The following is a 24254-nucleotide window of genomic DNA, read 5'->3' as shown; positions in this document are numbered from 1 at the left end:
AAATAATTGCGCCCAGTTTATTAAACAATTTAATACTATTTTCAGCTTAAACTACGATATTATGTTGTATTGGACGATTATGCAGGTTAACGATAATCATCCTTATCCTCTTTTTAAAGATTGTTTTACTCATCGATATTTTAACGAGGATTTTGAAGACTTCCGTGAATATCGAGGTAATACCTCTAGTCTTGTTTTTTATCCTCATGGTAATCTTATTTTAGCTAAAGATGAAAATGATGAAGAATTAAAATTAACAATTAATAATAGTAATAACTTAATCGACCAAATTAGTAATAATTGGAATGATAATAATTATTCACCGCTCTTTGTCTCTGAAGGAACTAGCGAGGATAAATTAAAAACCATTCGTTCTAGTAATTACCTTACTCGTATTTATCATGAAGCCATTCCGACAATAAATGATAGTCTTCTTATTTTAGGTTGGAGTATGGGAACTCATGATGAACATATCCTCAAACAAATCCCATTTAATAAAATTAGACATCTTGGAATAGTTGTATATATGGATAATAATGTTCAAAATACCTGTAATTATTTTTATTCTACGCTACAACAATATAATATCAATCCAGATGATTTGACTGTCTATTTTATTGCCCATGATAGTGCACAATTATGGGCTAATGACTAAAATATAAATTTCTAAAATTACCCCCAATAAGATAATAATTCTATTGGGGGTATATGATGATTTCTATTGTTTTTTATTTCTTTTTAAATCCGTCTTCATTATGAGTATTCCCACATCCACATGGTTCTTCACCCCAATACTTTAATTTTGATGTTTTACCAATACCTGGATTCATACTATTGGTAGGATCATTATGTTTATAAAATGCAGCTAATGGCGGTTTAGCGTAATACATATGACCTACATTATGTTCAGCGGGATATTGAGCACCTCGTTTATCAAGTAGCGATAACATTTCTGCCTTTAATGCCTTAGCATCAACGCCTTTTTTAATAATATAATCCTGATGCATTACGTGACACATAAAATGTCCACAATAAAGTTTATATAATATTTTATCGTCAATTTCTGGCGGTAATTTTTCAAACCACTCTCTATCATTACGGCGTAAAGCAATATCTAAAGGTAGCACATCTTCAACATCATTTGCATGTACAGCATGATAACGAACAGCAGCCCCAGCAGCCGCAAATCGATGTAAGAATGCTTTATTTCCCTCTTCTTCTGTACATTCAAAATAATCGCCAGAGGCATTTTTAAAATATTCTTTTAAAAATGTTGATGCCTCATCAATACCGCCATCAGCCATTCTTAGCATTAAATGATGTTCATATTTATCACGATATTCTGTCATTCTTGCGGGCAAATGTTCAGGCCATAATTTACTCATAAATTGCATTACTCTATCACTCATATTTTTAGGTAATAGAGGTACTTTATTTAATATGGCATCCACTCTACCTTTCATTGAAAAGAGTGCTGGCATTTTATCTGTTCCTAATTTATTAATAATTAAGAATGTGTCCTTCCCATAAACTTCAGCCATTTTATAATAGCTTCTATGCATATACTCACCTGCAACAGGTAATTTATCAAAATGACTAAGAATATGGCGACGAATATCTTCTAACTCAGAAGGCTCATTGGTTCCAATATAAAAAACTTGAGTACGATGATCAGCAGGAAATGTATCTAACCTTACTGCAAATACAGATAATTTACCCGCACTTCCCGCAGCTTCATATAAGCGCCGTTCATCATTATTAAATCGTGATGGAGTATCAGCATCTATATCACGAATTCGCTCTTTATATTCATGATCAGAAGCGAGTTTTTCTGTGGTTTGTACTTGTTTAACGTGATAATGACGATTATCCAAATTAGTCAAGATCTCTTCAGGTGTTTTTCCTAGCTCAATACCCAAATGATTCACTAATTCAGCTTCACCTTGTTCATTAACACGAGCGTAAAGAGAAAGCTCAGTATATGCAGGACCCCGACGAACAAGTGCGCCACCTGAATTATTACAAATACCTCCAATCACTGATGCACCAATACATGAGGAGCCAATAACAGAATGTGGCTCTCTACCTAGTGGCTTAAGCACTTTTTCTAAATGCCATAATGTACTGCCAGGAAAAGCGATGACTTGATTGTGCTCTGAAAGTACCTGTATTTTATCTTGACGTAGTGTACTGATAATAACGATATCCCTATCATAATCATTACCACTCGGTGTTGAACCTTCCGTTAATCCTGTATTTGCAGCCTGCATAATAATAATTTTATCTGCGTCAACACAGGCTTTAAAAATACGCCACTGTTCTAATAAATTACCGGGAAAAACAACGGCTAGCGCATTACCTTGTCCTGAACGAAATCCTTTTCGATAACGCTCTGTTTTATGGGCTTGAGTTAATACTTGTTTCTTACCAACGATACCTTCTAACTTACGAATAAAATGTTGATTCGCTGAACTATTATTCTCATTCATTTTCCCTATCCTATTTCTGTCTTGCCTGATAACTTGGTTTATTAGTCTTTATTATACTCAGAGGAAACTAATAAAATATTAACGTATTTCCAGTATACCCATTTTTATACGGCAATAATCAAGTACTATAGAAAATAGGATGTTTCTTTTCAAAGAAGTTATCTTCTATATTTTTATATCTCAACCATGAAAAAAATATTTAATATACTCTCTATTAATCATAACGCTTTAATTTACTATTAATTTTTCTAGTGCTAAATTATTCCACGCTTGACAGCTACGACTTTGATAACTATTTTTAGGATTAGCAAGCGCTAATTGATAAGATAATTCAGGTTCTATAACGGGAATAAATACTAAAGAATCAACAGGATTTTTACTGCACATACTCTCAGGCAACAAAGTAATCCCCACCCCTGCTTTTACCATAGCAATAATAAGATCTAAATGATTACTTCGACCTGCAATAATTGGCTCTGAATTATAAATTCGACAAGCACTACGTACTAAATCATTAATACGAAAATCCTCAGAGAAAAAAATAAAAGCTTTATTAACGAGTAAGTTAAAAGAGATTTCTTTTTCTATCGCTAATGGGTCATCTTTTGAAATTAATAGCATTAAGCGATCTTCTGCAAATAACGTTAAATCAAAGTTTTTGTTATTAAAAGGAAGCATCACCGCGGCCGTTTCTACGGCACCTTCTGTCATCGCCTCCTCCATTTGCTTTGTCCCTAACTCCTGTATTTTTAATTCAACTTGAGGGTGCTGAGAACTAAATGCCATAATAATATCTGCAAAATAAGTCGAAGCAATGACAGGCGGTAAACCAACATTTAATACCCCTGTTAAATTTCCTGATTTATCCTGTAACGCTTTATTCATACTATTAAATTGAGAAATAATGATTTTGGCATGCTCAAATAATATTGCGCCATCATCCGTTAATTGCACTCCATTTACTTCACGAACAAGTAATTCTACATTTAATTCTTCTTCTAATGCTTTAATACTGCGACTAATTGCTGGTTGAGTAATAAACAATGCATCAGCCGCTTTACTAAAACCATTTAATTGCACAACTTCAACAAAATAACGTAACGAACGAATATTCATAAGAAAATTTTACCTTATTACATTTGTTTATACCCATAATAATAATAAACCATTTCACATAATCAAAAAAATAAAGATAGTAGTTAAGCATATTCTAACCATCTAGCTATTATTTAGTAGCTTATTATTTTGTGATTTCAGGAGATTACATGAGCAATACCGTTATTAAGTACTTATTAAATAGTTTATATGACTTAGGTATACATGATATTTTTGGCGTTGCAGGTGATTATGCTTTTCCAATAGAAGATACTGTCTGCAATAGTGAACGTATGCGTTGGATTGGCAATTGTAATGAATTAAATGCAGCGTATGCCGCAGATGGTTATGCAAGAGTAAAAGGCGTAGCGGCGTTATCTACTACATTTGGTGTGGGTGAGCTAAGTGCAATTAATGGTATTGCTGGTGCTTATGCCGAAAATTTACCTATCTTTCATTTAGTGGGTATGCCTGCAAGTGGAGTACAAAATAGTAAACGGCTTGTTCACCATACCCTTGGTAATGGTGATTTTGATGTTTTTTACGAATTAGGTCAACGCCTTGCTTGTGCTCATACGATATTAACACCTGATAATTGTATCGAAGAAACAGCTCGTTTAATCAATACTGCCTTAAAAGAGCGTCGTCCTGTCTATATTGGTATACCTTCAGATTATGCATTAATGCCCATCAATAGCCCCCAAAATACATCCGTTGTTTCACCGGTTTCATCTGTTAGCAATAAAGAAAATTTAGAAAAAGCGATCTCCACTATTATAAAAAAAATAACTCACAGTGAAAAAATTTGTGTACTTCCTGGTATTTTATCTTCTCGCTTTGGTGTTGATGAAAAAGTACAAACCCTTATTGATAAAACAGGATTACCTTTTGCCACTATGTTTATGGATAAAAGTGTTTTAAGTGAATCTCACCCTCAATATGTGGGTATGTATGATGGTCAGCTTATGACACCACAGGTGCGAAATTTTGTTGAAAATAGCGAATATATTATTGGAATAGGTGCTATTTTAAGTGACTTCAATACAGGTTGCTTTACTGCAAAAATAAACCCTGAACAGTTTATTAATATCATGCCTGATTATGTTGAAATAGGAGATGAGAAGTTTACCTCGGTACATATGGATGATGTGATAACACGCTTAATAGAGGCATTATCTTATAAAATTTATTCTATTCCTAAAGCTCAATCTTTAAATAATAATACACAATTTCACCACGAAAAAATCACTGCAGAATATCTCTATCCTAAATTAGAAGCTTTTTTTAAACCTAATGACATTATTTTTTCGGAAACAGGTACATGTTCAATGGGGTTAGGCTTTGCCCTGTTACCTGAAAACGCTAAAATTCATAATCAAACGTTATGGGGCTCGATTGGTTGGGCTACACCCGCTTCTTTTGGCGCTGCAATTGCTGCTCCTGAAAGTCGTATTATTTTAGTGACTGGTGAAGGCTCACATCAATTAACAGTACAAGAAATTAGCCAGTTTATTCGCTTTGGATTAAAACCTATTATTTTAGTATTAAATAACGACGGCTATTTAATCGAAAGATTATTATGTGATTATCCAGATGCGTATTATAACGATTTGGCTCAATGGAATTATCACCAATTACCACAAGCGTTTGGTGCTACTGATTGGTATTGCCAAAAAGTGACCTCAACAAATGAATTAGATGAGGCTTTAAAAATTGCAAGCTCAAATACAAGTGCTTGCTATATTGAGATTGTGACTGACAAATATGAATCATCAGAATTAGCTCAAAAACTTAATGAATTTAAAAGTGCACTCTATTCCTTTTAAAGAATAAAAAAACAAGTGAAGTAGGAAAATAATACAAATATAGATAAACTTAAAAATAATATTTTAAAGATAAAAGAATGGCCTCAATAGTGAGGCCATTTTTAAAGCACTAATAAATGTACTTAGTAATAGGACTACGTACTTTATTTTTCAGGCATCTGAGGCATAGGATGACGGAAACGACGAGTCAACCACACCATATAAAGTATTCCAACAGCACCCCAAATTAATCCTAATTTCATCGATTGAGGCTCAAGATTTATCCATAGCACACCCACTGTAGCTGCACCAATAATAGGTAATAATAGATAATTAATATTATCCATAATACCTTTATTTCGGCGTTCACGAATATAGAATTGTGAAATAACGGATAAATTCACAAAGGTAAATGCCACCAGCGCACCGAAGTTAATTAACGCTGTTGCTGTCACCAAATCAAAGAATATCGCGCCGAGTGCTAAGAAACCAACAAGCAAGATATTAAATGCAGGAGTACGCCATTTAGGATGCACTTCACCAAATTTTTGTGGGAATACACCATCTCGTCCCATGACATAGAGTAAACGCGCAACACCTGCATGAGCCGCCATTCCTGATGCCAATACCGTCACACAAGAGAAGACTAAGATAATTGACTGGAATAACGCACCTGCGACATACAGCATAATTTCAGGTTGTGATTCTTCAGGATTTTTAAATCTTGAAATATCTGGGAAATAAAGCTGTAAAAAGTATGAAACTGCGATAAAGATTAAACCACCAATTAATGCAGTTAAGAAAATAGCTTTAGGAATAACTTTACCTGCATTCGGTGTCTCTTCTGATAGTGTACTTATTCCATCAAAACCTAAAAATGAGAAGCACAATATTGTCGCACCTGTGATCATTGGTATTAATTGGGCATCTACTGATGCAAATGGACGAATTGTCCATAACTCCCCTGCACCTTCACCATTGTGAACACCGTAAATAAGTAACCCAACAAATACAACCATTACTGCAACTTGTACAATTACAATAATTGTATTTAAGTTAGCAACAACGTTAATACCACGTAAGTTAAAGAAGGTCATAAGGCCAACAAGAACCACTACGAAGATCCACGGTTCAACGCCTGGGAATATGGCTTCTAAATAAATTTTAGCCAATAGGATATTTATCATTGGCATAAATAAATAGTCTAACAGAGATGACCAGCCCACCATAAAACCGATATGTGGATTTATAGATTTTTGTGCATAAGTGTAGGCAGAACCTGCTGATGGAAAACGCTTAACTAATTTTCCATAGCTGACTGCTGTAAATAAAATTGCAATTAATGCAATAGCGTAAGACGTCGCAACATGCCCATTAGTAATGCCTGAAACGATACCAAAGGTATCAAAGATAGTCATTGGCTGTAAGAATGCCAATCCCATCATAACCACTTGCATTAGGGTTAATGTTTTGCGTAATTGAACGCGATTATTAGCACCGGTTTGATTTTTACCGATAGAGGAAATGACGTTATCTGACATTAGCGAACCCTCCCATAACTTCGTACTGAGTACTCGATAAACTCAACCGACAGTTACTGGGAAGACTTCGCATCTGCCTATAGGCAGAATAGAAAGGATTTTTTGAGGAGATGAGCGTTTGTAGGAGACGCCGTGCCCCGTAGTCATCATTACCGCAGGTGCCGCTAGGCGCAACTGCGAAAGAGAATAATTGTATCATATTAGCATTCCTCTATCACGACAACCCTTTCTCTAAGGGGCTGGCTGCTAATCAAATGTGTTATCTATTCAGACTCAAAAAGTCTGACCTCTTGGTGTAGTAATAAACAAAAAGCAAAAAAAAACCGATGCTCTTTAAACGCATCAGTCATATTTTTAGTGGGCGCATTTTGCACGCCTAAAACTTAAATAGCAATAGATTTTCATGAAATAATGATTTTTTTTACGATATTTTTGGTTAAAAAGAAACAGTAACTTTTTCTATTACATTTTATTAACGCATATTATGTAATAATAATAAAAAATACAGCAATAATATTGTCTTATTTTTTACAAAATAATGCTCGATAGTCTCTTAACTAACTGATATATAATAATTATAATGTATACTTATTTTTATAACGATACAATAAGATTAATATGAACAAATTGTTAAACCCTAAGCCCTATTTTTATAAAAATAAGTGATTAAAAATCAGGTTGTTATTTCATATTGTCTATTTATAAAAAGAAAAAAGACTCCAATATAGGAGCCTTTCTCGACACAAACTAACAGAGGGTATTAATTAGAAGTTATAGTTAAGACCAATGTTATAACGACGACCTTCTAATGTTGTATTAAAGTTTTCGTAGTTAATACGACGATCTAATACGTTATATACACCACCGATAATATTCAGTTGTTTGGTTAAACTATAGCTTGTTCCGATATCAACAAATGCATAAGACGGTGTACCTTTCGCCATATCAGAACGCGACATATAATTAGATGTTTTACCGCGGAAGTTAATGCGAGCCCATGTTTCCATTTCTGGTGTTGTTTCCCAGTTTAAGGTCGCATTTGCCATATGACGAGGCTGTTTATTTAAAGGTTTACCTTTAAAGTCACCACTCTTCTGTTCTGTACTTGTGTAAGTATAGTTTGCTGCAATATTCCATTGTGGTGAAATAATCCAGTTACCTGTCACTTCAACACCGCGCATATTGGCTTTATCAACGTTTTGGCGGGTACTAATAAAGTCATAAACATGACCAAACCCATCTTCTGCTTCACACGGTCTAGCTGAGTCTTTCTCACAAACACGCTTTTCCATGATTTTATCTTTAAAATCAGTGTTATAAACTGTGATGCTTGCGTTTAAATTATCTCTGTTATCCCAGATAATACCGATTTCTTCAGTCACTGATTTTTCAGGTTTCAAATCAGCGTTACCAAAAATAACGCCATCTAAACGACCGCCACCCGTAACTTGTCCCCATGTATTAGTCGCTTGGCGTAAATCTGGTGAACGATAGCCGGTGGATACACCACCTTTTAATGTCCACTCATCAGCCATATGCCAAACACCGTAAACACGTGGTGTCCAGTGAGTACCAAAGTTTTCATCTTTGTCCATACGCAGACCGCCAGTTAAAGCGAAATCATTGGTCATTGCCCATTCATCTTCAGCAAACAAAGCCCAGCTATAGCGATCTAATTTATTACCTTGTAAGTGATTCCCTTCGTCTTTTAGTTCTTCATAACGATATTGGCCACCCACACTTAATGTGTGATCAGCAAGCATAAAGACGGTTTGGTTACGTGCGATCGTATCATCATAATTCATTTTACGACCAGGATTTTTATTCTCATCACGTTGAACATAAGTGTTCATGGTACCAAAGTCATAAATACCATCATGTGTGATAGCATAATGAGTGAGTTCATATTTAGAGAAGTCACTTTCTGCTGGTTTACCACCACGACCTGGTGCTGATGATCTAGAATGCCATACACGAGAATCACGATGTTGGTTTTCTTTTTTGAACTCAAATTCAACCGTATTTTTCTCATCAGGAGTCCAGCTTAATGTACCACCGCCGCTACCTGTGATTTGGCGATTATAACCATTAACAATTTTATCTTCGCCACGATGAGAATATTGCCCTTGAACCTTTAAGCTAAGCAAGTTATCAACTAACGGACCCGCTGCATAGAAGCTCCCTTGTCCTGTATTACCCTCGTTCTTACGCTCAGTGATAGTAGAATCAGCACGCACACTGAAGTTCCACTCTTTTTGCGCTTTACGGGTAATAATATTGATAACCCCCCCCATTGCATCTGAACCATAAAGTGAAGACATAGGTCCACGAACCACTTCAATACGTTCAATTGCAGGTAATGGTGGTAACCAACCTTGTTCAATACCTGAGTTATCACTATTAGGACGCGTTTCACGTGATGCAACACGTTTACCATCAATCAGGATCATCGTGTATTTCGCATCCATACCACGAATACTAATATCCGAGCTACTACCCCCACCTGTTACTAATACACCAGGCACATCTTTTAGTGCATCAGTAACATCACGGTATGCTTTGGTTTCTAGCTGTTCACGCGTCACAACTGAAACAGAAGCAGGTGCATCTTCAACCGTTTGTTTAAAACCTGATGCTGTGGTAACAACGAGTTTTTCAATATCTTCTGCTGATGCAGTCATGACAAAACTTGAAGCAATTGCAGCAACAACGCCAAGCGCGATTTTATTTTTATGTAACACTACCATTCCCGATTCTCCAAGAATATATATTCTCTCAGTTTTATATAGGTGGATTGATCGACAATTGCTCTAAAAAGGATAATAAATAAACTTAATTACCCACAGTTATATTAATATTATTTTTATATCCGTATTTATTTATTCCCTATTACTACTTTTTATTTTTTACTGCTCTATTTGATTCACTAATCCATCAATAATTATTTGCGGAATTCCTTGTGAACAATATTCCAATCTGCCTTTTACACCGTATACCGTTGCAAGGTTATTTGTGGTGATCACTTCACTAGGTTCGCCTTGTGCTATTAATTGTCCTTGCTTTAGCATCAAAATATGTTCGCCATGTCGTAATGCGATATTTATATCGTGCACAACAACTACCGTAATAATATTTCGACGATGTGTTTCTTTTGCCACTAAATCCATCACGTGATATTGATAATTTAAATCGAGAGCGCTTAATGGCTCATCTAATAACAATAATGATGGTTGGCGAATTAATGACTGAGCGAGCCCAACTAATTGTTTTTGACCACCCGATAACTCATCTAAATAACGCAAGGCTAAATGTTCAATACCCAGTTGTTTCAATAAATGCATAACTTGTGCTTCGCTATGTTCATTATGCAATCCACCTGAGGCACGTTGAGCAACAATAATGGATTCTAAAACATGCAAATGTACACCTGCTGGCAATGTTTGTGGTAAATAAACAACATTTTGTGCACGTTGAGCAAAATTCATTGTCGTTAAATTCTGATCATCTAATTTAACGACACCAGATGATTTATTTAATCCCGCTAACGCTCTTAATAATGTTGATTTACCACTGCCATTTGGCCCTAATAAAACAGTGACTTTACCTCTAGGTAATGGCTCTACATTTAATTCTTTAATAATAAGATGCTTAGCATAACCTGCATTAAAATCTTGAATTTGTAATCCTTCAATCATTAGATATTCCCTCTATGACGCAAAATCATACTGAGGAAAAATGGTACCCCAACTAATGAAGTGACAATTCCAACAGGAATAATGACACCAGGAATAAGATTTTTAGATGCGATTGACGCTAATGATAAAACCAAAGCACCGATTAATGCGCTTGCTGGTAGATAAAAGCGATGATCTTCACCAAACATCATGCGCGCAATATGTGGTGCAACTAAACCAATAAAAGCAATAGGTCCTACAAACGCCACAGCAAGTGCGGTTAAGATGCTAATCCGTAATAATGAGCCTAATCTTAAGCGCTTAACATCAATACCAAAGCTAATCGCTCTATCTTCACCTAAACGCAATGCGGTTAACTTCCACGAACTCATCCATGAAATCACCATAATGACCGCAAAAGCCCCCGTCATAACCCCCAGTTTTACCCATGTTGCTCTCGCTAAACTGCCCATAGTCCAAAAAACGAGCCCTTGCAGGGTGTCTTCTGTGGCAATAAATTGCATCATTGAAACAAGTGCATTAAAAGTAAACACCATAGCAATACCAAATAGCACAACACCAGAGGTGGGAACTCGAGTCCAACGAGTAATGCCATCAAGTAATAACGCTGACAATAGAGCAAAAATAAATGCGTTTGCTGAAATAAACCACTGATCAGGAATACCCGGTATACCAATTCCTAAAACGATAGCTAATGCAGCACCAAATGAAGCTGCATTAGATAGACCTAGTGTAAATGGGCTTGCTAGTGGATTATTTAAAATAGTTTGCATTTCTGCACCCGCTAACCCAAGAGACATACCGACTACCACAGCCATTAAGGCATAAGGTAAACGAATATCCCAAACAATTACTCTAGAGCCTGCATCAACAAGTTCTGGTTGAAACAGCGTTGTTAACAGCTTATCTAGCGATAATCCTGAAGGCCCCATGGTAAAATCAATAATTAAGGAGCCACAAATAACTAAAATAATTACACCCAGCAATAACACGCGTTTATTCATCATATTACGATAATGTTGTTTCACATTATCAGAGCTCTTTTTTTCCTGCTCTTTTGCGGTTAGCTGTTCTGAAATCGTACTCATATCAACCGTTGTACCTAGTATTTTTTTGTATATTTTCAGTTCTTATCTGTTGAAAATAGAGAGAAGAACCTAACGTACAACTCATCAATTGTTTTATAGAACCCAAAATGTGAGTAATAAAATTCGACAATGCATTAAACAAAAAAATGAGTCGCAGAAGTATTATACGGTGAATAATAACGGCTGTATAAATTATTATATGTCGGTAAGTGTTAAATGTGCTGTATAGCGTAATTGAAGGGGTTATGTATATTTGATTTATTTTATTGCGCATTTTAATTACAACCAATAGCACGCTTATCACTGGCCCACATAAAATTTATGCGCTAACAATAAAGCAAACAAGAATACTTATCAATGCGATTAACAGTATAATTTTAATTTTTATAAGATTGATATAATTATTTGTACATAAAATAAAAAAGTGCCTGTTTTATTGTGATTTTCATCACAAAACAGACACTTTACTTTTTTATAGGTAATTTAGATTACTTTTTATTCGCAATATGCTCAGGAAATTCCATTTGGTTATAGTGAATAAAACGTGTTTTTTTCACTATTTTATAAGTAAACCAAATAATTAAGAAAAGTGGAATACCGATATACGTTGCAATAGCACCATACCAATCAATTTTATCTTCTAAGAATGCTTGGTAATTCTGGCCTAATGTAATCGTTAAGCACAAAATAAACGCAAAAATCGGTCCTATAGGGAAAAAGCTTGAACGATAAGGTAAAGCATTAAGATCTCGACCTTGAGCAACATACCCTTTACGAAAACGATAATGGCTAATCGCAATACCTAACCAAGCAATAAAACCCGTCATCCCCGACGTATTTAGTAACCATAAATAGACTGTTTTATTACCAAACATAGAGCTTAAAAAGCATAATCCAGCAACAACTGTCGTCGCATATAATGCATTACGAGGAACGCCATTTTTGGATAATTTAGCAAAACATTTAGGTGCTTTACCTTCTCTTGCTAACGTAAATAACATACGTGTTGAGGCATACATACCAGAGTTACCCGCTGATAATACAGCCGTTAAAATAACGGCATTCATAATAGCCGCGGCTGATAATATCCCTGCATTTTTAAATACTAAGGTAAATGGACTGACGCTAATATCAGATTCACTCGTACGCAATAAATTAGGATCTGTATAAGGAATAATTAAGCTAATAATTAAGATAGCTAAAATATAAAATAGTAGGATACGCCAGAAAACTTTGCGTACAGCAATGGGAATATTTTTACCAGGATCTTTTGATTCACCGGCAGCTATACCAATAAGTTCAGTACCTTGGAATGAGAAACCAACAATCATTGCAACACCAATCATCGCAGCAAAACCACCAGCAAAAGGTGCATCTCCGATTTCCCAATTATGCCAACCTGCGTTTTCAGCCCCTTTCATTATTCCTGTTATCATTGCGATACCAACGATAATAAAGATAATCACCGTAGTGACTTTAATTAATGAGAACCAATATTCAGCTTCACCAAATCCTTTTACAGAAATGTAATTAAGTAGAAAAATAACAGCAAGGAAAAGTGCGCTCCAAATCCAACCATCAACATCAGGAAACCAATAAAGCATAACTAATTGTGCAGCAACAAGGTCAACCGCGATGGTGACAGCCCAGTTGTACCAGTAATTCCAGCCTAATGCGAACCCAAAACCTTCATCAACATATTTAGAACCATACGTTGAGAAAGACCCTGAAACGGGCATAAACGCAGCTAGCTCGCCTAAGCTTGTCATCAAGAAATACACCATGATGCCAATTAAAGCGTAAGAGAGTAATGCGCCTCCAGGTCCTGCTTGAGCAACTGTTGCGCCTGATGCCACAAAAAGTCCTGTACCAATTGAACCACCAATAGCGATCATCGCCAAATGTCGCGCTTTTAATTCGCGACGCAAATTTTGTACTGAGCCCGATTTGGCTGTACTCGATTGTTGTTCTGACATTATCTTTCCAATTTTATATTCACTTTCCTAGCGAGGATTGTAACAAATCTGCCGTTTGTGAATAGTAAGGATCGCTGATTATAAGATACCTTCATAATTGGGCTTCAATTATTAGCAATTTACACAAACTTGCTGATTAAATGTTCAGCATCACAGTAAGTCAGCAGTTTTTTTAATGCATCAGAAAGGTGCTTTTGTCGATGATAAACCAAATAAAGATTACGCTTAAGCGTCACACCTTCTGGCTTTATCTCAACTAATGAACCATTCTTTAATTGCTCTTCGATAACTCTACGTGATAAGCAACTTACACCCATTCCATACATTACCGCGTGTTTAATCGCTTCTGAGTTACCTAGTTCCATTTCAATGCGATAACCTGGTAATAATGAGAAAAGAATATGATTAAGCACATTTCGTGTACCTGAGCCATTTTCTCTTAAGATCCATGGGGCTGATTGCAGTGAATCTAATGTAACTATTTTTTCTTTTGCTAACGAATTTTCTGGCGAGCAAAAAACCACCATATCATCAAGTAGCCATTTTTGACTGACTAATTCAGAGCTTTGGCAAGCCCCTTCAATTAATCCTAAATCAACTCGAAATTCACTTACTAATTTCACAACATCTTCTGTATTACCAATATTCATTTCTAACGGAATATTAGGATAATCACGATGAAAATGACCTAGCATTTTTGGCAAAATATAATTACCAATCGTTGTACTTGCAGCAATACGTAATGCTCCATTTCCAGCATGAAATAATTGCTCAACTTCTGTTGCTTGCTCTAGTAATGAAAGTGCTTTTGGATAAAGTAATCGCCCATGTTCATTTGTCACCAAGCGTTTACCCACTCTATCAAAAAGCTGTACACCCAATTGACTCTCTAAATCGGTTAAAGAAGCACTGACAGCAGATTGGGATAATGCCAGTTGTTGTGACGCTTGCGTTGTAGAACCGCTTTTGAGTACTTCTGTAAAAACTTCTAATTGTCGCAGCGTAATTCGCATACTCATTTCACCTTATTGCTATCTTGCTATCACCTTGGCTACATACTATCTACAAATACATAACACACCAAGAACATTTAAGAAAAATCACTTATATTAATTTTAGTGGTAATTATTATAAATATAATGAGTTTAATAAATAATATTTCTTGTTATATGCTTATTCAAAATTCATATAAGAAAGGTTTTTCCATGTCAGAGCAAAGTCAGCCAAAGATATTGGCAAAAAAACGATTTACACCTCTTTATCGTTGGATCCCAGGATTAGCATTAACAGGGATATTAACTGCTCTTGCTATTTATATTGGTGATATTCCTTGGTTTGCCAATATGGGATTAGGTGCATTAACACTCGCTATATTATTTGGCATTATCATCGGTAATACGTTTTATCCTGTGGCTAAACCTTATAGCGAAGATGGGGTAAAATTTGCTAAACATTATCTATTACGTGCTGGAATTATTTTATATGGTTTTAGGCTGACCTTTCAGCAAATTGCCGATGTAGGAGCTACAGGGCTTATTATTGATGCCGTTATGCTGGCATCGACATTTCTTATTGCAATGTGGATCGGTCGAAAATATTTTGCATTAGATACGCAAACCGTCATGCTTATTGGTGCTGGTAGTAGTATATGTGGTGCGGCTGCCGTCATGGCAACAGAGCCTGTGGTAAAAGCGCAAGCAAGCCAAGTTGCTGTTGCCGTATCAACTGTTGTTATTTTCGGTACTATTGGTATTTTTCTCTATCCTTGGTTTTATCATTTAAATGCATTTATGGGATGGTTACCCTTTAATGAAGAAACATTTGGTATTTTTTCAGGTTCAACCATTCATGAAGTCGCGCAGGTTGTCGCTGTGGGACACTCAATAGGTCCTGAAGCAGAAAATGCAGCCGTAATTAGTAAAATGATCCGAGTGATGATGTTAGCTCCTTTCTTAATTATTTTATCGACTTATTTAAGCAAAAAAAGAAATACAGCTAACAATCAAACAAAAGAAAAAAGTCCAATTACTATTCCTTGGTTTGCCGTTTTTTTTATTGCAATGGCAGGTGTTAACTCTTTAAATTTAATCCCAGTATCACTAGTTCACGTCATTGTGACTGTTGATACTGTATTATTAGCAATGGCTATGGTTGCATTAGGATTAACAACCCATATTAGTGCAATACGCCAAGCCGGAATGAAGCCTCTATTACTCGCTTTATTGCTTTTTTTCTGGTTAACGCTAGGAGGTAGTGCGATTAATCTTCTTATTCAAAGTTTCTTTATATAAGTAGTTTCATTATATAAGTAATATAAGTCGGTTAGGCCAATAACCATATCGTAACAATAATATATCACAAACAGTGTTTATTTAATGCGCAACTTAGTGTTGCGCTTTTGTCTATATCATTACCATGGGATGTTATGCAGGCATATTTTTGTTATCGTTAACCAAATAACAATAAAGGAGAGAAATAATGAAATATGTTGGCGCACACGTCAGTGCTGCGGGTGGCGTTGATCAGGCCGTCATTCGTGCTCATGAAATAAAAGCGACTGCTTTTGCGCTTTTTACTAAAAATCAGCGTCAATGGAAAGCGGCACCGTTATCAACAGATGTTATTGATAAATTCAAAAAGAATTGCGAACTTTATCAATATTCACCGGCTCAAATTCTACCCCATGATAGTTATTTGATTAATTTAGGACATCCTGAAGAAGAAGCTTTAGAAAAATCGAGAGACGCTTTTTTAGATGAAATGATACGGTGTGAGCAATTAGGCATTGAATTACTTAATTTTCATCCTGGTAGTCATTTAAAGAAAATAGATGTTGACCAATGTCTGCAACGTATTGCTGAGTCTATTAATATTACATTAGATAAAACAAAAAATGTTACCGCAGTAATTGAAAATACAGCAGGTCAAGGCTCTAACTTAGGCTATCGTTTTGAACATTTAGCCGCCATTATTGATGGTGTAGAAGATAAATCACGTGTCGGTGTTTGTATTGATACTTGTCATACTTTTGCCGCTGGTTATGACTTACGTACTGTAGAAGATTGCAACAAAACATTTAGCGAATTTGAAAAAATTGTTGGTTTTCAATATTTAAAAGCAATGCATTTAAATGATGCTAAAAGTGAATTAGGTAGTCGAGTTGATAGACACCATAGTTTAGGCGAAGGCAATATTGGCAGAATACCGTTTACTTATATTATGCAAGATGCTCGTTTTGATGGTATTCCCCTTATATTAGAAACCGTTAACCCAGATATTTGGCCTGAAGAAATTGCATGGTTAAAATCACAAGAAAAGAACTAAGAAATTTATCATATTAAAACAGAATACTGATAAAAATTATTTTCTCGTTCTTTTCTAATGTAAAATAATAATAAGGAGTGAGTTCTAAATGTCTGTAGTTGTTGGAGTTGGTGTAATTATCGTCAACGATAAAGGCGAAATATTATTAGGCAAACGTTGTGGAAAACATGCACCCTATTGGTCTATTTTTGGTGGGCATGTAGATCCTGGTGAAACATTTGAACAATGCGCCATTCGTGAAATAAAAGAAGAAATTGGTATTATTATCCCAAAACCTGTTGTTATTGGCATCAGCAATAATCTTGAAACTTATAAAATAGAAGGAAAACATACCGTTTCTATTTGTATGGTTACACAATTTCAAGAAGGTACACCCAAGTTAATGGAACCCGATAAATGCTCAGAACTTCGCTGGTGTTTACCAACAGATTTACCTGAGCCGCATTTTGAGGCCAGTCGCAATGCCATCGCACTATGGCAAAGTCAACACTTCTATCAAGCACAATAAACTAACTTAATCACGACATCTCATTATTCTGGATAGAATATATTCAGAATAATGCTTCTATTATAAATAAACTCACTAAACATGATGATTTATTGATTTCCAATCTATTGATTTGTAGAAAAATATTTTCCTTCTGTATTATTTTTATCCTATTTTTCCTCCAGTTAGCATAATAAGCGCTATTTACAGTCTTAAAACAAGCGTGTATCATCAATACTATCAAGCTAGTACATTGGTTTATTTTTAATAAGGACATGCTATGTCAGAAGCCACATCAATAACAAAACGCCCATCTGTGCTAGGTGGTGCTATGATTATTGCCGGTACCGCAGTGGGTGCAGGTATGTTTTCTATCCCTATTGTGACTTCTGGAGTCTGGTTTACTGGCTCAATTTTTTTATTGATATACACTTGGTTCTGCCTATTTATGTCTGGGTTAATGATCTTAGAAGTCAATCTTCATTATCCTTTAGGCTCTAGCTTTCATACGATAACAAAAGATCTTTTAGGTAAAGGCTGGAGCGCCATTAATGGCCTTTCAATTGCTTTTGTTCTTTATATTCTGACTTATGCTTATATTTCAGCTGGTAGTTCAATTATCGTTCAGAATTTTTCGAAAATTATCACCTTACCTCAAGCTATTGCAGGCTTAGTATTTTCGCTTATTGTGGCTTTCTTTGTTTGGTTATCAACAAAAGCTGTAGATAGGTTAAGTACTATTTTAATTGGTGGAATGGTTATTGCTTTTGTTTTTGCAATTGGTGGACTATTTACTGAAGTAAAAATGCCTGTGCTATTTAATACCAATAATAGTAACGCATCATATTTACCTTATGCATTGGCTGCTCTGCCCTATTTACTGACATCTTTTGGTTATCACGGCAATATACCGGGATTAGTAACTTACTATCGTAAAGATGGTAAGGCTGTGATGAAAAGCTTACTTATTGGTACGCTTATTTCTTTAGCTATTTATATTTTATGGCAGTTTGTAGTGCAAGGTAATATTCCTCGTGAAGATTTCAAACAAGTGATTGCTGATGGTGGGAATATTGGTAATTTATTAGCACAAATGCGTATTAGTACAGCAAATGCATCAGTCTCATTTTTATTAGAATTATTCTCATACATGGCATTAGCGAGTTCATTCTTAGGTGTTTCTTTAGGGTTATTTGATTATTTAGCGGACTTCTTTAAATTTTCTGATAACGGAATGGGCCGTTTAAAAACAGCCTTAGTGACCTTTATTCCACCGACAATACTCGCCATTGTATTTCCTGATGGCTTCTTATATGCCATAGGATTTGCAGGTCTTGCTGCAACAATTTGGGCTGCTATCATTCCTGCTCTCATGGCGAAAGCAAGTCGTAAACGACATGCAGGTAAAGGATTTAAAGCACCTGGTGGATTATTTATGGTTGGCTTTATTATCTTATTCGGTCTAATTAATGCTACGGCTCATATACTAGCAAGTTTTAATTTACTTCCTATCTACCGCTAATTTACCTTAGGCCAGCTTTTGTTGGCCTTCGTTTCTTTATTTAATTCTTTAATTTGATAAAAATTATGAGAAGCGCTTGCCAAGCGCCTATACTGCGAGTAATTTTGTCGCCATTATCATCAATGTTATTTTATGGAAGGTTTTATATGGCAAAAGCCAACGAAATTAAACGCGGTATGGCGGTAAGTTATAATAATAAATTATTGCTAGTGAAAGATATTGATATTCAAGCGCCAAGTGCACGTGGTGCGAGTACTCTGTATAAAATGCGTTTTACTGATATTCGTACAGGCCAAAAAGTTGAAGAGCGTTTTAAAGGTGATGATATGATAGAAACCATCAGCTTAACACGCCGTGCAGTCAGTTTTTCCTATATTGATGGTGATGAGTATATCTTTATGGATAATGAAGATTACACACCTTATACCTTCAAAAAAGATCAAATTGAAGATGAGCTACTGTTTATTCCTGAAGAAGGTTTAGCAGGTATGCAAGTATTAACAATGGATGGACAAGTATTAGCATTAGAGCTTCCTCAAACTGTTGATATGGAAATTATCGAAACAGTTCCTGGTATTAAAGGTGCTTCTGCAAGTGCACGTACCAAACCGGCGACATTACCGACAGGATTAGTTATTCAAGTTCCTGAATATCTCTCTACTGGCGATAAAATCCGTATTCATATTGCAGAGCGACGCTATATGGGGCGTGCGGATTAAGATTGATTGATACGCCTCCTCGGTATAATTAAATAAGTCCTAAATAGGTCAGATAATCGTGATAATATATCTTTTAAATGGTTATTTGACCTGTTTATTACAATACGCCTTTTAATACAATACTTCTTCGCCAAATACTGAGATCTAGCCGTTATTTATCCTCTTCGCTTAAAAATAGTGGACATCAATAATCCCATTTTTCTGCTCAGAGTCCATCCAACGAACTTCAGCCTTCCCCATATCTTGAGGTAAAATCATAGATTGTGATTGAGTTAATGAGCTTGGAATAATAGGTTGTATTGAGGTGAACACTTGATTGTGTTTATAGCAGTGATATTCTGCTTTATCGAGAGTAAAACTCATCTCACAAGCTGGATCAACAATTGCGCCTCTTAAGTAAATCTGACCTATTGTTTGTTCTGGTACAGATGCCCAAGCGAATGATATCGAACAGGAAACGAGAAGACTGCATAATACGGTCAGATATTTTTTCATAACGACCTCACTTCTTGTTTGCGCTAGTAAGTATGGGGATCATACTTACTCGACATATATCCATAATAGCAACAAATTGTTACATTTAAATAGCGACAAGGAAAATATTTGATGTCTATCAATTATTACTTAGCGTTATTTATAAATAATAATTCGAATAAATTTTAACTTAAGTGAAATACTACAAGTCTAATAAAATGATATATTATAAATATTGATTTAATATCTATACATAATAGTTTAATTATAAACAATACTCACGATAGCTAATTTATCGTTAATCCATTTAATATCCATAGTGCCTTTATTATTATTTAAATGAGTATTAATTTTTTTGCTTGGCGATAGCTGATAACTCGTTTCTTTCATCTCTTCGCCGTTCCAACAACTTGTTTTAAAATTGTTTTTATCTAACTGTGTTGAGCAACCCCCATCAACTATAGCACCTACAAATGTAATAGAGCCCGAACCAATAATATTATTTTCCTTGGCACAAGAGGAGATACTTAATAATAAAGCGATAAAAGCTATTGCACTATTTATTTTTTTCATATTCGATTTCTCGCTTATAGAAATATAGATAAAATATCAAATCAATATGCAGCAAAACTAAAAACAATATCGGCACATTAATTTTTTTATTTAACTTTTCATTTAATTTAACGATCGAAAAAAATTAAAAAACAATCAAATTAAGATTATCGTAAATGTATATTGATAATTTCACTTTAAACAATATAAATGTAAGAAATGACAAAAGAAGAAATACCCCATTAACTTACTAACGCACTCAGTGTTAAAGGCAATTAAAGCAAAGAGTTCTCTTTTTATTTTGACTATAGTCCAATCAACGCCAGTAAATCCATCATCCATGAATTTACTTAACATACAAAATTGACTATTAGATTATTTATGAAACTTTCAAATCTCCACCAAAAAATTGGTGTCATTTTGCTACTTAACGTTTGTGGGCTATTGCTCTTCTTTTCTTGGTATCTTCATCCTATAAATGGATTTTGGATATCACTAGATACCCATATTTTTTATTATTTTAATCAATATTTGTTGCCTAACACTTTTTTTGCGACATTTATAGCTTATGTTAATAATAGAGCATTTGATTTAGTCATTGTTCTTGCCATGGGCGCAATTTATTACCATACATACCGTAAACAAGATTATGCAGGAAAGCGCCATCTCATTATTATTGGTCTAGTGATGGTGATAAGTGCGGTGATTATTAATCAAATAGGACAGAATATCCCTATTGAAAGACCGAGTCCTACGCTTCATTTTCAAGATGTAAATAAAGTCGGTGCAGTAACTGGAATTCCAACGAAAGACGCATCAGGCGATAGCTTTCCTGGTGATCATGCTTTAATGTTACTCATATTCTGTAGTTTTATTCTGCGTTATCTTTCTTTTCGTTCTTTTTTATGTGCACTTTTAATTACAGTTATTTTTTCTTTACCCCGCGTTATAGCAGGTGCACATTGGGTAACAGACATATTTGCGGGTTCAATTCCTTTAACCTTGATAACAACTAGTTGGTTATTGATAACGCCATTATCCGATATCATTATTAACTCACTAGATAAATATCTTCCTTTCAAGAAGAAATTATAAATAAATTGATAGAATTTTTTAAATTTATATAGATAAAAAATAAGCGCATATTAATGCGCTTATTTTTTTACTCAGATTTTTACTAAAAATATGTGTTTTTCATCAAAAAAATGTGGGCTAGTTTAAGTATTAGCATCTTATTATCTAATGTTTTGTAAATTAAGAGGGTTTCCCCTCGCCATTTAAGTTTTCTTTATGTACACTTTTATTCAGTCAGCATTTCGTTTCAGTTAATGAAAATAAAAACGTGCGCTAAAGCACGTTTTTTGCGCAATAGGGTTGCTAGAGTTACGTTAAACTATATTCTCTGGTTATTTGGTGAATTATTCATGTGTATCTAATACACGTAAGGATGTAAGGGATATCTGTCACAATGAGAACTAAACCGTTTATGAGAGTGCTTAAGCTCATACCGGCGTTCATTGTTGTAGCTACGCTTTCGGCATGTAGCTCACAGAACGCAAATTCACGCTTAGCGAATTCAAGCAATACCCCACTTAATAAATCTCCAAGCACTTCTATTTCCCAAGCATCTCAAGATGAATTTGAATCATTGGTGAAAAATCTTGATATTAAATCCAAGATACTTGACCAATATGCAGACTGGAAAGGCGTTGCTTATCGCCTCGGTGGTAATACCAAAAATGGTATCGACTGTTCCGCATTTGTTCAAAGAACATTTCGTGATCAATTTGGTATGGACTTGCCTCGTTCTACATCAGACCAACAATTTTCTGGCACTAAGATTAATCGTTCAAAATTACAAGCAGGCGATTTAGTACTATTTAAAACTGGCCGTACAATGCGCCACGTTGGTATCTATATTGGTAACGATAAATTTGTTCATGCCTCAACCAGTAGCGGTGTTATTGTCTCTGAGATGAGTAATGTATATTGGAACAAGCGTTTTTATGCAGCTCGTAGAGTAATTGAAAACCAAGATACTACTCTTGCAAATAATAACTATGCACAAAATGCTTTAAGATAAAAACGTCCCTTATATCTTATCGTGTACAGAAATCCTCACGTTTAAGCGTGGGGCTTTGTCTTTCGTAATATCTCATTGATATTCTTCTACCTGTATTATGTCTCCCCCTATTTGTTTGTTATATTTTTCATATCTATTTCTAATTTGATATCAATATTATTATTACTCCTCTCCTATAAAGTTTCTCACTATCAGTATGTGTTTTAAACAAGACTTGACTGCATTTTTCACATCCTTTTTATCTGTTACAAAATCCTTAAATTCATTTTTTAATTTTCCTCAATTATAGAGAACGATATTGTGTCCAATACACTACAAAGAGTTGTTATTACAGGTGGCCCAGGATCAGGTAAAAGTAGCTTACTGAATGCGCTCAATAAAAAAGGTTTTCCGACTTTAATTGAAGCAGGAAGAGCCATTATTAAAGATCAAACACTCATTGGTGGAAATGCGCTACCTTGGGGTGATCAGCGTGCTTTTTCAGAATTAATGTTGAATTGGGAATTACGCTCATGGCATGAAGCTTCTAATTATAATGGGCTATTTTTCTTCGATAGGGGTATTCCAGATATAGCAGGTTATCTCAATTTAAATCATTTATCTATTTCTGAGCATTTGATAAAAGCGATTGAGATATTTCGTTATATAGAAACTGTATTTATCATCCCACCTTGGAACGATATTTATTTACAGGATAGTGAACGAAAACAATCATTCAAAGAAGCAGAACTCACATATTATGCCATGAAAGAAGCATATCAATACTATGGTTATGACTTAATTAAAATACCATGCTTATCTATTGAAGAGCGTGCTAACTTCGTTTTATCACAATTCTAGTTTTATTTCTCACTCTTCTCCTTATTAATACCTTAATTATAAATACTAATAAAAAGACTAATAAAAAGTTGAAGCACTATAAATAAGAATAATGAGAAGGAAAAGGCTCAGCAATCGCTACGCCTGCATTTTTTAAACAACATAATGCAGCGCTTTCATCATCGCTTAGTAAAAATAGACAAGGAGTACCATCCCACTCTATTATATTGCCTTCAATATTAAGGTTACTAAGATATCGACGTAGATTTTCAATTGCTTCATTTAAACTCATGCCATCATGACTGAGTAATTTTAATCCAATTAACGTATTTTGCTTTCCAGCCTCATTTTCAGGCAGTATTTCTACTTTTGTTCCTGTAAAACCAGCCAGCCACCGATAACTCAACGGTAACTTGTGAACTACTGAAAGTTGTACATTATCCACAAATCAATCCTGTTTTATCAACACGTCAATTACTCTCTATAGACCGTTATTGATAAGGCATTGAGCCTTGCCCATTTGCCATATCAAAAATTGTTACTCACTAGATACCTATATGTATAGCGAGTTATTTGTATCACAGT

General features: G+C 35.0%; 22 protein-coding genes. 10 read left to right on the top strand and 12 right to left on the bottom strand.

Going from position 1 to position 24254, the window contains the following annotated elements; all coding sequences use genetic code 11:
* On the top strand, positions 1-655 hold a 655-nt coding region (locus M983_RS14825), incomplete at its 5' end, for a DUF4917 family protein (protein ID WP_157091975.1).
* A 73-nt stretch (positions 656-728) separates the two neighbouring features.
* Here the strand turns inward: M983_RS14825 and dld are convergent.
* On the bottom strand, positions 729-2489 hold the full coding sequence (dld, locus tag M983_RS14820; RefSeq protein ID WP_066752615.1) for a D-lactate dehydrogenase: 1761 nt from the start codon (positions 2487-2489) through the stop codon (positions 729-731).
* A gap of 228 nt (positions 2490-2717) precedes the next feature.
* Entirely contained in the window at positions 2718-3605 is an 888-nt protein-coding gene (locus M983_RS14815) for a LysR substrate-binding domain-containing protein (RefSeq protein ID WP_066752613.1), read from the bottom strand.
* 149 nt (positions 3606-3754) lie between these two features.
* On the opposite strand from M983_RS14815, the gene M983_RS14810 reads away from it, so the two are divergent.
* Positions 3755-5410 carry an alpha-keto acid decarboxylase family protein gene (locus tag M983_RS14810; protein WP_066752611.1) on the top strand — a complete coding sequence of 552 codons (1656 nt, stop codon included), beginning with the start codon at positions 3755-3757 and terminating at the stop codon, positions 5408-5410.
* A gap of 143 nt (positions 5411-5553) precedes the next feature.
* Here M983_RS14810 and M983_RS14805 read toward each other — a convergent pair whose 3' ends face one another.
* The 7 genes from M983_RS14805 to yieE form a co-directional block, all read right to left on the bottom strand.
* Positions 5554-6930 carry an APC family permease gene (locus M983_RS14805; RefSeq protein WP_066752609.1) on the bottom strand — a complete coding sequence of 459 codons (1377 nt, stop codon included), beginning with the start codon at positions 6928-6930 and terminating at the stop codon, positions 5554-5556.
* The gene (locus M983_RS17940; RefSeq protein WP_074388182.1) at positions 6920-7129 is read right to left on the bottom strand and encodes a hypothetical protein; all 210 of its coding nucleotides are present in this window, start codon (positions 7127-7129) and stop codon (positions 6920-6922) included. Before M983_RS17940 ends, M983_RS14805 begins: the two co-directional genes overlap by 11 nt.
* 565 nt (positions 7130-7694) lie before the next feature.
* Positions 7695-9677, bottom strand: a complete 1983-nt coding sequence (locus M983_RS14800) for a ligand-gated channel protein (protein ID WP_066752606.1) — start codon at positions 9675-9677, stop codon at positions 7695-7697.
* A 159-nt stretch (positions 9678-9836) separates the two neighbouring features.
* The gene (locus M983_RS14795) at positions 9837-10625 is read right to left on the bottom strand and encodes an ABC transporter ATP-binding protein (protein WP_066752604.1); all 789 of its coding nucleotides are present in this window, start codon (positions 10623-10625) and stop codon (positions 9837-9839) included.
* Entirely contained in the window at positions 10625-11632 is a 1008-nt protein-coding gene (locus M983_RS14790; RefSeq protein WP_425415199.1) for a FecCD family ABC transporter permease, read from the bottom strand. The genes M983_RS14795 and M983_RS14790 overlap by 1 nt, the downstream gene beginning before the upstream one ends.
* Before the next feature lie 569 nt (positions 11633-12201).
* The gene (locus M983_RS14785) at positions 12202-13689 is read right to left on the bottom strand and encodes an amino acid permease (protein WP_066752598.1); all 1488 of its coding nucleotides are present in this window, start codon (positions 13687-13689) and stop codon (positions 12202-12204) included.
* A gap of 119 nt (positions 13690-13808) precedes the next feature.
* On the bottom strand, positions 13809-14702 hold the full coding sequence (gene yieE, locus M983_RS14780) for a DNA-binding transcriptional regulator YeiE (RefSeq protein WP_066752595.1): 894 nt from the start codon (positions 14700-14702) through the stop codon (positions 13809-13811).
* 192 nt (positions 14703-14894) lie between these two features.
* On the opposite strand from yieE, the gene M983_RS14775 reads away from it, so the two are divergent.
* From M983_RS14775 to yeiP, 5 genes are all read left to right on the top strand, one after another.
* Positions 14895-15980, top strand: coding sequence for a YeiH family protein (locus M983_RS14775; RefSeq protein ID WP_245684050.1), 1086 nt, complete (start codon positions 14895-14897; stop codon positions 15978-15980).
* A 187-nt stretch (positions 15981-16167) separates the two neighbouring features.
* On the top strand, positions 16168-17013 hold the full coding sequence (gene nfo / locus M983_RS14770) for a deoxyribonuclease IV (protein ID WP_066752591.1): 846 nt from the start codon (positions 16168-16170) through the stop codon (positions 17011-17013).
* Between the two features lie 88 nt (positions 17014-17101).
* Positions 17102-17521, top strand: a complete 420-nt coding sequence (locus tag M983_RS14765; protein ID WP_066752589.1) for an NUDIX domain-containing protein — start codon at positions 17102-17104, stop codon at positions 17519-17521.
* A 259-nt stretch (positions 17522-17780) separates the two neighbouring features.
* Positions 17781-19022 carry a tryptophan permease gene (mtr, locus tag M983_RS14760; protein WP_066752586.1) on the top strand — a complete coding sequence of 414 codons (1242 nt, stop codon included), beginning with the start codon at positions 17781-17783 and terminating at the stop codon, positions 19020-19022.
* 146 nt (positions 19023-19168) lie between these two features.
* Positions 19169-19741: an elongation factor P-like protein YeiP gene (yeiP, locus tag M983_RS14755; protein ID WP_066752584.1), complete on the top strand. Its 573-nt coding sequence runs from the start codon at positions 19169-19171 to the stop codon at positions 19739-19741.
* Between the two features lie 168 nt (positions 19742-19909).
* Here yeiP and M983_RS14750 read toward each other — a convergent pair whose 3' ends face one another.
* Both M983_RS14750 and M983_RS14745 read right to left on the bottom strand, forming a co-directional pair.
* Positions 19910-20236 carry a hypothetical protein gene (locus M983_RS14750; RefSeq protein WP_066752582.1) on the bottom strand — a complete coding sequence of 109 codons (327 nt, stop codon included), beginning with the start codon at positions 20234-20236 and terminating at the stop codon, positions 19910-19912.
* 240 nt (positions 20237-20476) lie between these two features.
* On the bottom strand, positions 20477-20788 hold the full coding sequence (locus M983_RS14745; RefSeq protein ID WP_066752580.1) for a hypothetical protein: 312 nt from the start codon (positions 20786-20788) through the stop codon (positions 20477-20479).
* A gap of 360 nt (positions 20789-21148) precedes the next feature.
* Here M983_RS14745 and M983_RS14740 point away from each other — a divergent pair, with 360 nt between their 5' ends.
* From M983_RS14740 to M983_RS14730, 3 genes are all read left to right on the top strand, one after another.
* Positions 21149-21862, top strand: a complete 714-nt coding sequence (locus tag M983_RS14740) for a phosphatase PAP2 family protein (RefSeq protein ID WP_066752577.1) — start codon at positions 21149-21151, stop codon at positions 21860-21862.
* 373 nt (positions 21863-22235) lie between these two features.
* On the top strand, positions 22236-22850 hold the full coding sequence (mepS, locus tag M983_RS14735; RefSeq protein WP_066752574.1) for a bifunctional murein DD-endopeptidase/murein LD-carboxypeptidase: 615 nt from the start codon (positions 22236-22238) through the stop codon (positions 22848-22850).
* A gap of 300 nt (positions 22851-23150) precedes the next feature.
* On the top strand, positions 23151-23690 hold the full coding sequence (locus M983_RS14730) for an AAA family ATPase (RefSeq protein WP_066752571.1): 540 nt from the start codon (positions 23151-23153) through the stop codon (positions 23688-23690).
* 76 nt (positions 23691-23766) lie between these two features.
* Here M983_RS14730 and M983_RS14725 read toward each other — a convergent pair whose 3' ends face one another.
* Positions 23767-24114 carry a YejG family protein gene (locus tag M983_RS14725; RefSeq protein ID WP_066752568.1) on the bottom strand — a complete coding sequence of 116 codons (348 nt, stop codon included), beginning with the start codon at positions 24112-24114 and terminating at the stop codon, positions 23767-23769.
* Positions 24115-24254 lie beyond the last annotated feature (140 nt).

This window comes from Proteus myxofaciens ATCC 19692 (assembly GCF_001654855.1).
GTDB classification, from domain to species: domain Bacteria; phylum Pseudomonadota; class Gammaproteobacteria; order Enterobacterales; family Enterobacteriaceae; genus Proteus; species Proteus myxofaciens.
The sequence above is the reverse complement of the archived record's forward strand: the minus strand, read 5'-3'. Positions and strand labels throughout refer to the sequence as shown.

Bases quoted from the DNA above. Each gene is read 5' to 3' on its own strand.
- M983_RS14785 (WP_066752598.1), bottom strand. From the start codon at position 13,689: ATGTCAGAACAACAATCGAGTACAGCCAAATCGGGCTCAGTACAAAAT.
- dld (WP_066752615.1), bottom strand. From the start codon at position 2,489: ATGAATGAGAATAATAGTTCAGCGAATCAACATTTTATTCGTAAGTTA.
- mepS (WP_066752574.1), top strand. From the start codon at position 22,236: ATGAGAACTAAACCGTTTATGAGAGTGCTTAAGCTCATACCGGCGTTC.
- M983_RS14775 (WP_245684050.1), top strand. From the start codon at position 14,895: ATGTCAGAGCAAAGTCAGCCAAAGATATTGGCAAAAAAACGATTTACA.
- nfo (WP_066752591.1), top strand. From the start codon at position 16,168: ATGAAATATGTTGGCGCACACGTCAGTGCTGCGGGTGGCGTTGATCAG.
- M983_RS14800 (WP_066752606.1), bottom strand. From the start codon at position 9,677: ATGGTAGTGTTACATAAAAATAAAATCGCGCTTGGCGTTGTTGCTGCA.
- yeiP (WP_066752584.1), top strand. From the start codon at position 19,169: ATGGCAAAAGCCAACGAAATTAAACGCGGTATGGCGGTAAGTTATAAT.
- M983_RS14795 (WP_066752604.1), bottom strand. From the start codon at position 10,625: ATGATTGAAGGATTACAAATTCAAGATTTTAATGCAGGTTATGCTAAG.
- M983_RS17940 (WP_074388182.1), bottom strand. From the start codon at position 7,129: ATGATACAATTATTCTCTTTCGCAGTTGCGCCTAGCGGCACCTGCGGT.
- M983_RS14740 (WP_066752577.1), top strand. From the start codon at position 21,149: ATGAAACTTTCAAATCTCCACCAAAAAATTGGTGTCATTTTGCTACTT.
- mtr (WP_066752586.1), top strand. From the start codon at position 17,781: ATGTCAGAAGCCACATCAATAACAAAACGCCCATCTGTGCTAGGTGGT.
- M983_RS14750 (WP_066752582.1), bottom strand. From the start codon at position 20,236: ATGAAAAAATATCTGACCGTATTATGCAGTCTTCTCGTTTCCTGTTCG.
- M983_RS14745 (WP_066752580.1), bottom strand. From the start codon at position 20,788: ATGAAAAAAATAAATAGTGCAATAGCTTTTATCGCTTTATTATTAAGT.
- M983_RS14790 (WP_425415199.1), bottom strand. From the start codon at position 11,632: ATGATGAATAAACGCGTGTTATTGCTGGGTGTAATTATTTTAGTTATT.
- M983_RS14765 (WP_066752589.1), top strand. From the start codon at position 17,102: ATGTCTGTAGTTGTTGGAGTTGGTGTAATTATCGTCAACGATAAAGGC.
- M983_RS14815 (WP_066752613.1), bottom strand. From the start codon at position 3,605: ATGAATATTCGTTCGTTACGTTATTTTGTTGAAGTTGTGCAATTAAAT.
- M983_RS14810 (WP_066752611.1), top strand. From the start codon at position 3,755: ATGAGCAATACCGTTATTAAGTACTTATTAAATAGTTTATATGACTTA.
- M983_RS14805 (WP_066752609.1), bottom strand. From the start codon at position 6,930: ATGTCAGATAACGTCATTTCCTCTATCGGTAAAAATCAAACCGGTGCT.
- yieE (WP_066752595.1), bottom strand. From the start codon at position 14,702: ATGCGAATTACGCTGCGACAATTAGAAGTTTTTACAGAAGTACTCAAA.